The organism is Micromonospora saelicesensis (assembly GCF_900091575.1).
Taxonomy (GTDB): Bacteria; Actinomycetota; Actinomycetes; order Mycobacteriales; family Micromonosporaceae; genus Micromonospora; species Micromonospora saelicesensis.
Window position 1 is genome coordinate 204,439 of record NZ_FMCR01000010.1, and the last position, 12,338, is coordinate 216,776.

At 72.0% G+C, this 12,338-nt stretch carries 12 protein-coding genes; 8 read left to right on the forward strand and 4 right to left on the reverse strand.

The window, feature by feature from the left end:
- Nucleotides 1–121: 121 nt before the first annotated feature.
- The 3 genes from GA0070561_RS32190 to GA0070561_RS32200 are packed head-to-tail and all read left to right on the forward strand — an operon-like array spanning nt 122 to nt 2,303.
- Complete coding sequence (locus tag GA0070561_RS32190) at nt 122–994, forward strand: AraC family transcriptional regulator (RefSeq protein ID WP_091409520.1); 873 nt, start codon at nt 122–124, stop codon at nt 992–994.
- A gap of 20 nt (nt 995–1,014) precedes the next feature.
- On the forward strand, nt 1,015–1,347 hold the full coding sequence (locus GA0070561_RS32195; RefSeq protein WP_091409523.1) for a PadR family transcriptional regulator: 333 nt from the start codon (nt 1,015–1,017) through the stop codon (nt 1,345–1,347).
- Nucleotides 1,308–2,303 carry a hypothetical protein gene (locus tag GA0070561_RS32200; protein WP_244166525.1) on the forward strand — a complete coding sequence of 332 codons (996 nt, stop codon included), beginning with the start codon at nt 1,308–1,310 and terminating at the stop codon, nt 2,301–2,303. Before GA0070561_RS32195 ends, GA0070561_RS32200 begins: the two co-directional genes overlap by 40 nt.
- 3 nt (nt 2,304–2,306) lie before the next feature.
- On the opposite strand, the gene GA0070561_RS32205 is transcribed toward GA0070561_RS32200, so the two are convergent.
- A complete protein-coding gene (locus tag GA0070561_RS32205) occupies nt 2,307–2,804 on the reverse strand; it encodes an NUDIX hydrolase (RefSeq protein ID WP_091409526.1) in 498 nt (165 codons plus the stop codon).
- A gap of 59 nt (nt 2,805–2,863) precedes the next feature.
- The gene (locus tag GA0070561_RS32210) at nt 2,864–4,138 is read right to left on the reverse strand and encodes a M48 family metallopeptidase (RefSeq protein WP_091409529.1); all 1,275 of its coding nucleotides are present in this window, start codon (nt 4,136–4,138) and stop codon (nt 2,864–2,866) included.
- Nucleotides 4,139–4,304: 166 nt separating this feature from the next.
- On the opposite strand from GA0070561_RS32210, the gene GA0070561_RS32215 reads away from it, so the two are divergent.
- The 4 genes from GA0070561_RS32215 to npdG all read left to right on the forward strand — a co-directional run bounded on the left by GA0070561_RS32215 (nt 4,305) and on the right by npdG (nt 7,781).
- Nucleotides 4,305–4,508, forward strand: a complete 204-nt coding sequence (locus GA0070561_RS32215) for a hypothetical protein (protein ID WP_091409533.1) — start codon at nt 4,305–4,307, stop codon at nt 4,506–4,508.
- A gap of 83 nt (nt 4,509–4,591) precedes the next feature.
- Entirely contained in the window at nt 4,592–5,425 is an 834-nt protein-coding gene (locus tag GA0070561_RS32220; protein WP_091409536.1) for a hypothetical protein, read from the forward strand.
- An 80-nt stretch (nt 5,426–5,505) separates the two neighbouring features.
- Nucleotides 5,506–6,936, forward strand: coding sequence for an RNB domain-containing ribonuclease (locus GA0070561_RS32225; protein ID WP_091409541.1), 1,431 nt, complete (start codon nt 5,506–5,508; stop codon nt 6,934–6,936).
- 146 nt (nt 6,937–7,082) lie between these two features.
- A complete protein-coding gene (gene npdG, locus GA0070561_RS32230; RefSeq protein WP_091409546.1) occupies nt 7,083–7,781 on the forward strand; it encodes an NADPH-dependent F420 reductase in 699 nt (232 codons plus the stop codon).
- 65 nt (nt 7,782–7,846) lie between these two features.
- Here the strand turns inward: npdG and panB are convergent, their stop codons facing one another.
- Both panB and GA0070561_RS32240 read right to left on the reverse strand, forming a co-directional pair.
- Nucleotides 7,847–8,692: a 3-methyl-2-oxobutanoate hydroxymethyltransferase gene (gene panB / locus GA0070561_RS32235; protein ID WP_091409549.1), complete on the reverse strand. Its 846-nt coding sequence runs from the start codon at nt 8,690–8,692 to the stop codon at nt 7,847–7,849.
- Nucleotides 8,693–8,901: 209 nt separating this feature from the next.
- Nucleotides 8,902–10,659: an NAD+ synthase gene (locus GA0070561_RS32240; protein WP_091409553.1), complete on the reverse strand. Its 1,758-nt coding sequence runs from the start codon at nt 10,657–10,659 to the stop codon at nt 8,902–8,904.
- Between the two features lie 284 nt (nt 10,660–10,943).
- Here GA0070561_RS32240 and glnA point away from each other — a divergent pair, with 284 nt between their 5' ends.
- Nucleotides 10,944–12,293, forward strand: a complete 1,350-nt coding sequence (glnA, locus tag GA0070561_RS32245) for a type I glutamate--ammonia ligase (protein ID WP_091409557.1) — start codon at nt 10,944–10,946, stop codon at nt 12,291–12,293.
- Nucleotides 12,294–12,338: the final 45 nt, after the last annotated feature.

Below are 12,338 nucleotides of genomic sequence, written 5' to 3' on the forward strand. Positions count from 1 at the left end.
GTCCGCCAGGCTACGACACGACGACCGGTGCGGCCGCACCCGACCGATGCGGGCATCGGATGTCGGGTGGGCGACCGACCCCGCGACCTAGCGTCGGTACTCGAAAGGGAAGGAGGCCCGGGTGCTGGATCGGCTCAACGAGGCCATGGCGTACATCGAGCGTCACCTCGACCAGAAGATCGAGGTGGCCGAGCTGGCGCGGATCGCGCTGACGTCGGAGTACCACTTCCGGCGGCTGTTCTCCGCACTGGCCGGAATGCCGCTGTCGGAGTACATCCGGCGGCGTCGGCTCACCGTCGCCGGTGCGGACGTGCTGGCGGGGGAGCGGACGTTGCTCGACGTCGCGGTGCACTACGGCTACGGCTCGGCGGAGGCGTTCGCCCGGGCGTTCCACGCCGTGCACGGCGTGGGGCCGGGAGAAGCCCGGCGTACGGGGGCAGCGCTGCGCGCCCAGCCCCGGATGTCCTTCCGACTCACCGTCGAAGGGAGCGGCAGCATGGAGTACCGAATCGTCGACAAGGACGCGTTCGCGCTGGTGGGGCGCAAGGCCCGGGTCCCGCTGGTGCACGAGGGGATGAACCCGGCGATCGTCGCGTTCATCCGGAGCATCGACAAGGAGACGACCGAGCGGATCGAGGCGCTCTCCGATCAGGAGCCGAAGGGAATCGTCAACGTCAGCGACAACCTCGCCGACAGCCGGCAGGAGGGCACCGAGCTGGACTACTGGCACGGGGTGGTGACCAGCGCCGCGCCGCCGGAGGACCTGGACGCGCTGCCGGTGCAGGCCGGGTCATGGGCGGTGTTCACCACCTCCGGTGCGTTTCCGCAGACGGTGCAGTACCTGTGGCGTGACGTGTTCACCCAGTGGTTTCCGTCCAACCCGTACCGCAGCCGACCTGGACCGGAGATCTCCCGGGTCCGGGTGTCGGCGGACGGCACCCAGGCGGACGCCGAGCTGTGGATCCCCGTCGAACGGGTACCCACCCCTATGTAGAGTTCCGATACAGTGGTCGTATGCGGATGACCATCCCGGTCGCGAAGGTGCTCGCGGCGCTGCTCGCCGAGCCCGACGAGCAGCGCTACGGGCTCGACCTGATGCGAATGACCGGCCTGCCCAGCGGCACCCTCTACCCGGTGCTGCACCGGTTGCAGGAGGCCGGCTGGCTGGCCGCCGACTGGGAGGCGATCGATCCCGTCGCGGCCGGGCGGCCGGCCCGCCGCTACTACCGCCTCACCGCCGAAGGGGTGACTCAGGCCCGCCAGGCGCTCGCCGACCTGCGGGCCGCGATCCCTGACGGTCGTCCATCGTGGGGTGGCACCGAGCCCACCGGGGCACCGGCGTGGTGACCCGCCGGGCCGCCGAGCTGCTGTTGGAGTTGGCCGCGCGCCGTTGGCCGGCCGACGTTCGTGACGACCTGCGCCGCGAGTGGGCCGCCGAGCTGCACGTGCTCGCCGAGAGTGGCCGCCGGACGAAGATGGTCGGCTTCGCGGTGAGCCTGGCCGTCAGTCGCGCCGGCGCCCCGATCGTCGACCGCGCAGTGATGCGTGGTCGGGCCGGCCGCACCGTCGCCGCACTACTGCTGTCCCCGATCGCCTGCGTCGGGATCGTGCTCGCCAGCGCGTTCGCCCTGATGCCGATCGAGCGCATGGTGACCCAGGACTGGTCCGAGCGGGTGCAGAAGCCGATCTGGACGGCGCTCACCGTCGGGCTGGCCGTCCTGCTGGCGGTGTTCGCCGCGCGCTGGGCCCGGCGCACCGCACTCGACGGCCCGCTGCGCATCGCGCTCGGCGTGGTGCTTCCCATCGGCGTGACCGCTGTCGTGTTCCTGTCTGCCATCTCGCCGGACGACCTGGCCACCTTCGTACCTGGGCTGCTGCTCTGGTTGGCCGGCCTGACCTTGGCCCTCTGGGCCGCAGCGAGCCTCGCCTCCCGCAACCGCCTCCGTGCGGCCTGGTGGGTGGGCGTCCTCGGCGCGCTCGCCGCCGCCGACCTCGCGGTGATTCTCGCCGTCTTCGACGCCGTCTCGGCGGGCAGTCGCGCTGGCCCGGTCAGCGGTCCGACACCATTGGGCGGCGTCGACCACATCTCCGCGCCGCTGTGGCTCCTCACCGCCTGGACGGACTGGAACGTGGGCTTACCCCGGCCCACCATCCCATGGGAGATCTTCCACATCATCACCAACGAGGTGCTCGCGGAACCCATGCTCTACCTGGCCTGCACGCCGTACGCGCTCGCGTACACCATCCGGGCGGCCCGGTCGGCGCCCGCCGAGACGGTCGCGCTGGCGCCGACCCCGGTGTGAACCTCAGTCGGGTACGTCGTCCCACGTCGTACCCGGCTCCAGGTAACCGGCCAGCTGGTTCTCGCGCAACGCGTACGCGATGACCAGCAGGGCATGCTTGTCCAGCTCGGGCAGCCGGTCCAGCGGGAACCACCGCACGGCCAGCGACTCGTCGTCGTTGACGCGGGCGGTGCCGGCCACCAACCGGCACAGGAACCCCAGGTTCAGGTAGTCGCAGCGGTCGCCATTCGGGTACGTGTGCGGGTGCGACACGGCGCTGGACATCCGCACCGGCGCCACCTCCAGGCCCGTCTCCTCGCGCACCTCGCGGACCAGCGCGGTGGCCGGCTGCTCGCCGGGCTCGACGAAACCGCTGATCACCGACCAGCGCCCGTCGTCGGCACGCTGGCCGAGCAGCAGCTCACCGGCGTCGTTGCGGACCACCGCGCTGACGCTCGGCAGCCAGAGCAGGTCGTGACCGACGTGCTTGCGCAACCCCATGATGTAGTCCGGAATCGCCATCCGGCGATCATAGGCCGCGACCGCTCTGCCCCATGCCGGACGCGGACCCACGTCCGGCGTCAGCCCGACCAGCTGACCGTACGGCGGAAGCGGTCGTACTCCTTGCCGAGTTCGGCGTCGATCCGCTCCATCCGGGCTTCGGTGAGCACCACCGAGGGATCCTGCCAGGTGCGCCCAGCGAGCATCTGGCGGCGCAGTCCGGTCGGTGGGTGAGCGGCGAACAGCGACGCCTCGTCGCGGACCGACAGTTGCCGCAGCAGCGGCAACTGGTCCGTCCTGGCCGCACGGGACTCGACCAGCGCAAACCGCCACCGGTCCGGGCCGTGTCCCGCCCGGCTCTCCCGACGCACCGCCAACGCCAGCGATTCGGTGGCGAGCAGGGTGTCGAGGAAGTCGGTCGCGGCGGTCGTGCCGGCCACCCGGGCGGCCAGTTCGTCGGCGAGGTACTCGGCCCGCTGGCTGTCCCGCAATGCCAGAGTCACCAGCAGCAGGTACGCGACGAACAGCACCCGCGACACCACCCACTGGAACGCGCGGCCCAGCGCGTCGCCCAGCATCTCCACCAGCCCCGCCCCGACGCTGGTCCGCACCGGCCGGAACAGGTCGGCCGCCGAGCCGAGCATGGTGAACGCGGGCTGGGTCAACAGGCCCCGGCGCGGGTCACCGTTGACGAAGTGACCCAGCTCGTGGCCGAGCAGCGCCACCCGGCCACCGGCGGGAAGCGAACCCCACAGCGGGAGCCCGAGACCGAGCACCTTCCGGCGCCGCAACCCGACAGTGCCCGCGTACGCGTTGATGGTGTCGTCCACGCCCACCACGTCCGGCGCAGGTGCCCCGACAGCGGTGGCCACCTCGTCGATCAGACCGAACAGCTCCGGCGCCTGGTCGCGGGTGAGCACCTCCAGTTCCGGGTCGAGGCGACCGAACCGGGGCCGCAACGCGATCGCCAGACCGACCATCGCCACACCCGGCACGATCGCCAGGTTGGGAAACGGGAACGCCACGATCAGCCAACCACCGACGACCGCGAGCGCGAGCACCGCGGCGATCAGGAGCAACGAGGCTGCCGCGGTGAGCGTCCGGGCGGCTTCGGATCCGTTGGTGCCCAACGGTCGCCCAACCAGTTGGGTGAACTGCCGCCTGGTCGCCCGGAACGCCATTCGGTAGGTCCACCGGTCGACCCAACTCCACCCGAACTCGCGTTGGCGTCGTGCCGGGTCATAGGCGTCCAGATTCCATTCGCAGCCGGGGCACCAGGGCACCGCGTCCCGTACCGATGCCGTCGTCGCCGCACACCCCGGGCACGCCCCCGTTCCGGTCACCGTATTGGTCACGAGCGCAGATCATGCCTCAGCCCTGGATTGCACCGGAACTGACTGTTCGTCCGACCCTATTTCCGCGTTCCGCCCCGACGAACGCAATGCATATCTACTGTGGAGATCGTCGGCGACTTGTGCGATCCGGTGGCGGCCGGCCGGTTCGCGGTGCACAGTGATTCCCATGAGCGACAGCGGACGTGGTGGGCAGTTCTACTGGTGCACCCGGCATCACCGGGTCGAGACGGACTCCAACGTGTGTCCGGCGAAGCACGTTCTCGGCCCGTACGACTCGGCGGCCGACGCGGAGAACGCCCTGCAACGAGTGCAGGAGCGGAACGAGGCGTGGGATGCCGAGGACGCTCGTTGGGCCGGGGACGACAGATAGGCGGCGCGGGACGGCTCGCGCCGAGGTATTTCGTGCTCCGCGAGGACGCACGCGAGAGCACGTCCCCCGAGGAGGGAACCACGATGGCCGAAGCACAGCAGGCCACCAAGCGCCCGGCCGCCCGACGCACCACCGCGAAGAAGACCGCCGCGGCGGAGCGGAACACCGCGGCGAGCCGGACCACCCCCGTGCGCAAGTCCACCACGGCTGCCGCGAAGGCACCGGCTCGCAAGGCCGCCGGCGGGGCGGGCCGCGCCCCGGCCAGGAAGACCACCACGGCGGCCACGAAGGCCCCCGCGAAGAAGGCCACGACCAAGACCACCGCCGCGACCAAGAAGGCCCCCGCGAAGGCCTCGACCACCACCCGCAAGACGACCACCGCCGCCAAGCGGGCCCCGGCGTCCACCGCGCGCAAGACCACCACCGCCGCGAAGAAGACCACCGGTACGGCGAAGAAGACGGTGGGCGCGGCGAAGAAGACCACCGCCTCGGCGGCGAAGAAGACCACCACCGCGGCGAAGGCCCCGGCGCGCAAGACCACCACCGCCGCCAAGGCTTCGGCGCGCAAGACCACCACCGCGGCGAAGGCCCCGGCGCGGAAGGTGGCGACCAAGGCGTCCGCCGCGAAGAAGACAGCGACGAAGAAGACGGCCGCGGCGAAGAAGACCGCGTCCACCCGCCCCAGCGGCGGCGCGCGCAAGGCCCCGGCCAAGAAGGCCCCGGCCGCGAAGGCGACGGGTACCTCGTCGACCACCGCCCGCAAGGCGGCGGCGAAGAAGGCCCCGGCGAAGAAGACCGTCGCGGCCAAGGCGCCGGCCCGCAAGGTGACCGCCCGCAAGACGCCGGCCCGCCCGGTCGCCGCCCGAGCCACCGCCCCCAGGGGGGCCCGCAGCGCCGCCCGCAAGGCGACCGGCTGAGCGGGGAGCAACCCCTCTCCGGGCGGATTTCCGGCCGGTCACCGGAAGCGGATCACCCGTGGCGCTGTCAGGATTGACCCGTGGTCATCCGACGCGTACTCGCGCCCCGCATCGACTTCGGCGCGTTGCGCCGCGAGCTCGGCCTGTCCGAGGAGTTTCCGGCCGACGCCCAGCGTGAAGCCGACGAGGCGGCTGCGGCACCGCCGCAGCCGCCCGTCGACCGCACCGACATACCGTTCGTCACTGTCGACCCCGCCACCTCGCGGGACCTGGACCAGGCGATGCACCTCAGCCGCCGCCCGGGTGGGGGCTACCGGGTGCGGTACGCGATCGCCGACGTCGCCGCACACGTCACCCCGGGTGGGGCGTTGGAGGCGGAGACCTGGCAGCGGGGGCAGACCATCTACCTGCCCGACGGCAACGTGCCGCTGCACCCGCACACCCTCAGCGAGGGTGCCGCCAGCCTGCTGCCCGACGACGACCGGGCCGCAGTGGTCTGGACCATCGACCTGGACGCCGACGGCGGCACCGTGGCCGTCGAGCTGGAACGTGCCCTGGTCCGCAGCCGCGCCAAACTCGACTACACCGGGGTGCAGGCGGCAGCCGAGGCCGGGCGGCTACCCGACCCGATCGCGCTGCTGCCGGAGATCGGCGACCGACTGACCGCCCGTGGGCTGAGCCGGGGCGCCATCAACCTGCCGCTGCCCGAGCAGGATCTGGAGCCCGACGGTGAGGGCTGGCAGCTGGTGCTGCGCGCGCCGGTGCCGATGGAAGAGCACAACGCGCAGATCTCCCTGCTGACCGGGATGGCTGCCGCCGACATCATGCTGGCCGGCCGGGTGGGTCTGCTGCGTACGATGCCGGCGCCCAAGCCGGAGGCGGTGCAGCGACTCCGGGCCGCCGCCGCGCCGCTGGGCGTGCACTGGCCGGACGACGTGGGCCCGGGGCAGGTCATCGCCGGTCTGGACGCCGCCCAGCCGCGTGCCGCCGCGTTCATCGACCAGGCGGCCGAGCTGATGCGCGGTGCCGCGTACACCGCCTTCGACGGGGAGCTGCCGGAGCAGCCCGAACATGGTGGCGTGGCGGCCGCGTACGCCCACGTGACGGCCCCGCTTCGGCGGCTGGCCGACCGGTACGCCACCGAGGTCTGCCTGGCCCTGCACGCGGGCCAGCCGGTGCCGGACTGGGCCCGTGCCGCGTTGCCCCGGCTGCCCGAGGTGATGGCGAGCACCGACCGGGTCGCCTCGGCGGCTTCTCGTGGCGCCGTCGAGCTGGCCGAGGCGGCGGTGCTGGAGCACCGGGTCGGCGAGACCTTCGATGCGGCCGTCCTCGACGTCGACGCGCCGCCCAACGGCAAGTCCCGGCCCCGACCGCCCGGTGGCACCGTCGCGCTGGACGCCCCGCCGGTACGCGCCCGCTGCCTCGGCCAACTACCGCTCGGCGAACGGGTCCGGGTCCGTCTGGTCACCGCCGACCCGGCGGCCCGTACCGTCCTGTTCGAGCTGGCCTGACCGGGCCGCCGTCGCTGGCCCGGTCCTCGCCCGCCTGCTTGGTCGCCGCCCTGGCTCGGGCCTCGGCGGCGCGGTCGCTCGCGGCAGCGGGGATTCTCACAGCGCTCGGCGCTGCTGCCGGACGAGCGGTTTGCGAGGATGAGGCCATGGCATACGACGCGAGCACGCTGCCCGACGTGTCCGGGCTGACGGTCGGCATCATCGGTGGCACCGGCGACCAGGGGCGGGGCCTCGCCTACCGGTTCGCGCGGGCCGGCCAGACGGTGCTGATCGGATCCCGGTCGGCCGAGCGGGCCGCCGAGTCCGCGGCCGAGATCGCCGCCCTGCCCGGGGTCCCGGCCGGCGGCAGTGTCACCGGTGCGGCCAACGACGAGGTGGCCCGACGCAGCGACGTGGTGATCATCGCGGTGCCGTGGGACGGGCACGCCGCCACCGTCGCCGCCCTCGCCGAGCCGCTCGCCGGCCGGATCGTCGTCGACTGCGTCAACCCGCTCGGCTTCGACAAGCAGGGCCCGTACGCGCTGACCGTCGCCGAGGGCAGCGCCGTGCAGCAGGCCGCCGCGCTGCTGCCCGACTCCCGGGTCTGCGCCGCGTTCAACCACGTCAGCGCTCCGCTGCTGGCCGACCCCGAGGTCGACCGGATCGACCTGGACGTGCTGATCTGCACCGAGGACCGCGAGCTGGTCGACATCGTCGGCGCGCTGGCCGCCCGGATCCCCGGCATGCGGGGCATCTACGCCGGCCGGTTGCGCAACGCCCACCAGATCGAGGCGTTCACCGCCAACCTGATCGCCATCAACAAGCGCTACAAGGCGCACGCCGGCATCCGCGTCACCGACCTCTGACACTCGATATCGGGGTGTCCCAGTGCTGCCAGGACACCCCGATATCGGCAGGACCGAGTCGCTGGCTAGAAGGTGTGTTCGGCGGCGGGGAACTCTCCGCCGCGGACCTCGTCGGCGAAACGGCGGGTGGCGTCGGTGAGAGCGCCGGCCAGATCCGCGTACCGCTTGACGAAACGGGGCGCCTTGCCCGTCCGGAGCCCGGCCATGTCCTGCCAGACCAGCACCTGAGCGTCGGTGTCCGGGCCCGCGCCGATGCCCACCGTGGGGATCGGCAGCTCGTGGGTGATCCGCTTGGCCACCTCGCCGGGCACCATCTCCAACACCACAGCGAACGCGCCCGCCTCCGCCACCGCCCGCGCGTCGGCCAGCACCTCGTCGGCGGTGTCGCCGCGACCCTGTACGCGGTAGCCGCCCAGGGTGTGCTCGCTCTGCGGGGTGAAACCGATGTGCGCCATCACCGGAATGCCGGCACCGACGATCGCGGCGATCTGGGCGGCATTGCGGCGGCCACCCTCCAACTTCACCGCGTGACAGCCACCCTCCTTCATGAACCGGACGGCGGTACGCAGCGCCTGGGCCGGGCCCTCCTCGTACGAGCCGAACGGCAGGTCACCGACGATCAGCGCCTGCCGGGTCGCCCGCACCACGGCCCGGACCAGCGGAAGCAGCTCGTCGGCGGTGATCGGCAGGGTGGTCTCGTAGCCGAACACGTTGTTCGCGGCCGAGTCGCCGACCAGCAGCACCGGAACGCCGGCCTGGTCGAAGATCGACGCCGTGTACTGGTCGTACGAGGTGAGCATCGGCCAGCGCTCGCCGCGCTCCTTGGCGGCCATCAGGTCGCGGGTGCGGACCCGTCGGGTGGCCGGGCCGCCGTACAACGCGGTCACCTCGTTCGGAGTGGACTCCACCATCTCTGTCTCCCTTCCTCGAGGCCGCCTGCGCGGTCCCCGGGTTCCGTCGCGATCGTCGCACCGCGAGACGGGCTGACGGCAGGGCCCAGTGCAAGATGTCACTCCACCAGCGCGGGGCCGCCCCACCTGGCCACCTGGGACCGCGCCGCGAGGTCGCCGCGCGGCGGCGCCGGGCCGCGCCACCGACCCGGCACCCCCAGGGGTACGGCTCAGCCGTGCTCGCGCCACCGGTTGGTGATCGGCAGACGGCGGTCCCGGCCGAACGCCTTCATGGAGATCTTCGTGCCCGGCGCCGACTGCCGTCGCTTGTACTCGGCGGTATCCACCAGCCGCAGCACCTTGTCCACGATCGCCGGGTCGTGACCCGACTCGACCAGACCGTCGCGGCCGAGGTCGCCGTCGACGTAGCCGATCAGGATCGGGTCCAGGACGTCGTAGTCGGGCAGGCTGTCGCTGTCGAGCTGGCCCGGGCTCAGCTCGGCGCTCGGCGGCTTGCCGATCGAGTTCTCCGGGATCGGGGCGGTCTCACCGCGCCGGGCCGCGTCCCTGTTGCGCCACTTCGCGAGCCGCCAGATCAGCGTCTTCCAGACGTCCTTGACCGGGTTGAAGCCGCCCACCGAGTCGCCGTACAGGGTGGAGTAGCCGACCGCCAGCTCACTCTTGTTACCGGTGGTCAGCACCAGGTGGCCCTCCTGGTTCGACAGCGCCATCAGGATCACGCCACGGACCCGGGCCTGCAGGTTCTCCACGGCCACGCCGGACAGCGACAGGTTGGCCAGGAAACCGTCGACCATGGGCTGGATCGGCTCGACGCGGTAGTCCAGGCCGGTGCGCTTGGCCAGGTCGGCGGCGTCCTCTCGGGAGTGCTCCGAGGAGTGCTGGCTGGGCAGCGACACCCCGACCACCCGGTCCGGCCCGAGCGCGTCGACGGCGAGCGCCGCCACCACCGCCGAGTCGATGCCGCCGGAGAGACCGAGCACCACCGACGGGAAGCGGTTCTTGTTGACGTAGTCGCGCAGACCCAGCACCAGCGCCTGCCACACCTCGGCCTCGTCGGCCACCGGCTCGATCAGCCCGCCGGTGGCGGCCGGGCCGGACGGCGTGGGCGGAATGCCGTCCAGCGTGCTGTGCACGATCCGCATGCCGTCGGCCACCGTCTCGCTGGTCGGCGGGGCGGCGGCGGCCGGCAACTCGACGTCGTGCACGAGCAGGTGCTCGACGAACTGCGGTGCCCGGGTGAGCAGCTCACCGTCGGCGCTCACGATCATCGAGTCGCCCTCGAAGACCAGCTCGTCCTGGCCGCCGGTCATGTTGACGTACGCGATGGCGGCGCCCGCCTCGGCGGCCCGGCGGCGGACCAGCGGGAGCCGGATGTCGTCCTTGTTCAGCTCGTACGGCGAGCCGTTGATGTTGACGACCAGGCCGACGCCGGCCCTCCGGGCGGCGGCGAACGGACCGCCGGCCTGCCACAGGTCCTCGCAGATGGTCAGCGCGACGTCCACGCCGCCGATCCGCACCACGGTCAGTTCGTCACCGGAGACGAAGTACCGGTCCTCGTCGAAGACCCCGTAGTTGGGCAGGTGGTGCTTGAAGTAGCGGGCGGCCACGACGCCCCGGTGCAGCAGCGCGGCCGCGTTGCGGGCACCTCGGCCCGGCTCGGCGTCCCCGCTGACCTGCGGCGGGCCGTCGGCGTCCAGGTAGCCGACCACGACCGGCAACTCGCCGAGACCGTCGGCGGCCAGGTCGGCGGCCAGACGCTCCACGGCGGCCCGGGACGCGGCGACGAAGGAGCGCCGGAAGACGAGGTCCTCGACCGGGTACCCGGTCAGCATCATCTCCGGGAAGAGCACCAGCTGGGCACCGGCATCGGCGGCCTGGCGAGTCCAGCTGCGGACCAGGTCGGCGTTTCCGGCGAGGTCGCCGACGCTCGGGTTGACCTGGGACAGGGCGAGACGCAGGGTGGGCATGCCTTCATCTTGCCCCAGCCTCGTCGCGACAATCCGTACCCTCCGACGAGATTGCCGCCACCCGCCGCGACGGGCGCCCGCGGGGCCGCGGCGGCAGGAGCTCGGCCGTCCTGACGGCGGACGCGGCGGCCCGGCGGGGGCCCGCGCTCGCCGGGCGGGACACGAGGGGACGGGCGGCGGCAGTTCGCGTAACGTCTGCGTAACCAGGCCCGGGAAGACTGGGCGATCAGGTCGGGTACAGCCCGGCCAAGGCGGACAAAAGAGTGTCGCGAGGGGTTGGGGAAGTGGACCGTCAGCAGGAGTTCGTCCTCCGCACGCTGGAAGAGCGGGACATCCGGTTCGTCCGGCTGTGGTTCACCGACGTTCTGGGCACGCTCAAGAGCGTTTCGGTGGCACCCGCCGAGCTCGAGGCGGCCTTCGAGGAAGGCATCGGCTTCGACGGCTCGGCGATCGAGGGCTTCGCCCGGGTCTTCGAATCGGACATGGTTGCCATGCCCGACCCGACCACCTTCCAGGTCTTCCCCTTCGAGGGCGGGGTCAGCGGCGAGAGTGCCCGGATGTTCTGCGACATCCTGCTGCCCGACGGCGGGCCGTCCTGGGCAGACCCCCGGCACGTGCTGCGCCGCGCGCTGTCCAAGGCAGCCGAGAAGGGATTTACCTTCTACACCCACCCCGAGATCGAGTTCTTCCTGCTCGAAAACGGTCCGCAGGACGGCTCGGTGCCCACCCCGGTCGACACCGGCGGCTACTTCGAGCACACCACCCACGCCGTCGCCCGGGACTTCCGCCGCCAGGGCGTACTGGCGCTGGAACGGATCGGCATCTCGGTGGAGTTCAGCCACCACGAGGTCGCCCCCGGCCAGCAGGAGATCGACCTGCGCTACGCCGACGCGCTGACCACCGCCGACAACATCATGACCTTCCGGCACGTGGTCAAGGAGGTCGCGCTCTCCACCGGTGTGCAGGCCAGCTTCATGCCGAAGCCGTTCACCGACCAGCCGGGCAGCGGGATGCACACCCACCTGTCGCTGTTCGAAGGCGAGCGCAACGCCTTCCACGACAGCGGCGACCCGATGAAGCTGTCCAAGGTGGCGAAGTCGTTCATCGCCGGTCTGCTGGTGCACGCCCGCGAGTACACGGCGGTCACCAACCAGTGGGTCAACTCGTACAAGCGGCTCTTCCCGCAGCACCTGCCCGACCGGATCACCGAGAGCCCGGCGTACGTCTGCTGGGGCCACCTCAACCGGTCCGCGTTGGTCCGGGTTCCCGCGTACGGCAAGCCCAACTCGGCCCGGGTCGAGGTCCGCTCGCTGGACTCGGCGGCCAACCCGTACCTCGCCTTCGCGGTGCTGCTCGGCGCCGGCCTGAAGGGCATCGAGGAGGGGTACGAGCTGCCGCCGGGCGCCGAGGACGACGTCTGGTCGCTGACCAGCGCGGAGCGGCGCGCCATGGGCTACGAGGCGCTGCCGGAGAACCTCGCCGAGGCGATCGACGTGATGGCCGGCTCTGAACTGGTCGCCGAGGTGCTCGGTGAGCACGTCTTCGACTTCTTCCTGCGCAACAAGCGGGCCGAATGGGAGCAGTACCGCCGCGAGGTCACCCCGTACGAGCGGCAGCGCTACCTGGCCCTGTAGACGCAGGGGCTGACGCCGTTGCGCGCTGCCGCTATCGTCTCGATC

Excerpts from the sequence above, each read along its gene's own strand:
- GA0070561_RS32195 (WP_091409523.1), top strand. The coding sequence starts at position 1,015 with ATGCGGATGACCATCCCGGTCGCGAAGGTGCTCGCGGCGCTGCTCGCC.
- GA0070561_RS32205 (WP_091409526.1), bottom strand. The coding sequence starts at position 2,804 with ATGGCGATTCCGGACTACATCATGGGGTTGCGCAAGCACGTCGGTCAC.
- GA0070561_RS32215 (WP_091409533.1), top strand. The coding sequence starts at position 4,305 with ATGAGCGACAGCGGACGTGGTGGGCAGTTCTACTGGTGCACCCGGCAT.
- GA0070561_RS32220 (WP_091409536.1), top strand. The coding sequence starts at position 4,592 with ATGGCCGAAGCACAGCAGGCCACCAAGCGCCCGGCCGCCCGACGCACC.
- npdG (WP_091409546.1), top strand. The coding sequence starts at position 7,083 with ATGGCATACGACGCGAGCACGCTGCCCGACGTGTCCGGGCTGACGGTC.
- panB (WP_091409549.1), bottom strand. The coding sequence starts at position 8,692 with ATGGTGGAGTCCACTCCGAACGAGGTGACCGCGTTGTACGGCGGCCCG.
- GA0070561_RS32240 (WP_091409553.1), bottom strand. The coding sequence starts at position 10,659 with ATGCCCACCCTGCGTCTCGCCCTGTCCCAGGTCAACCCGAGCGTCGGC.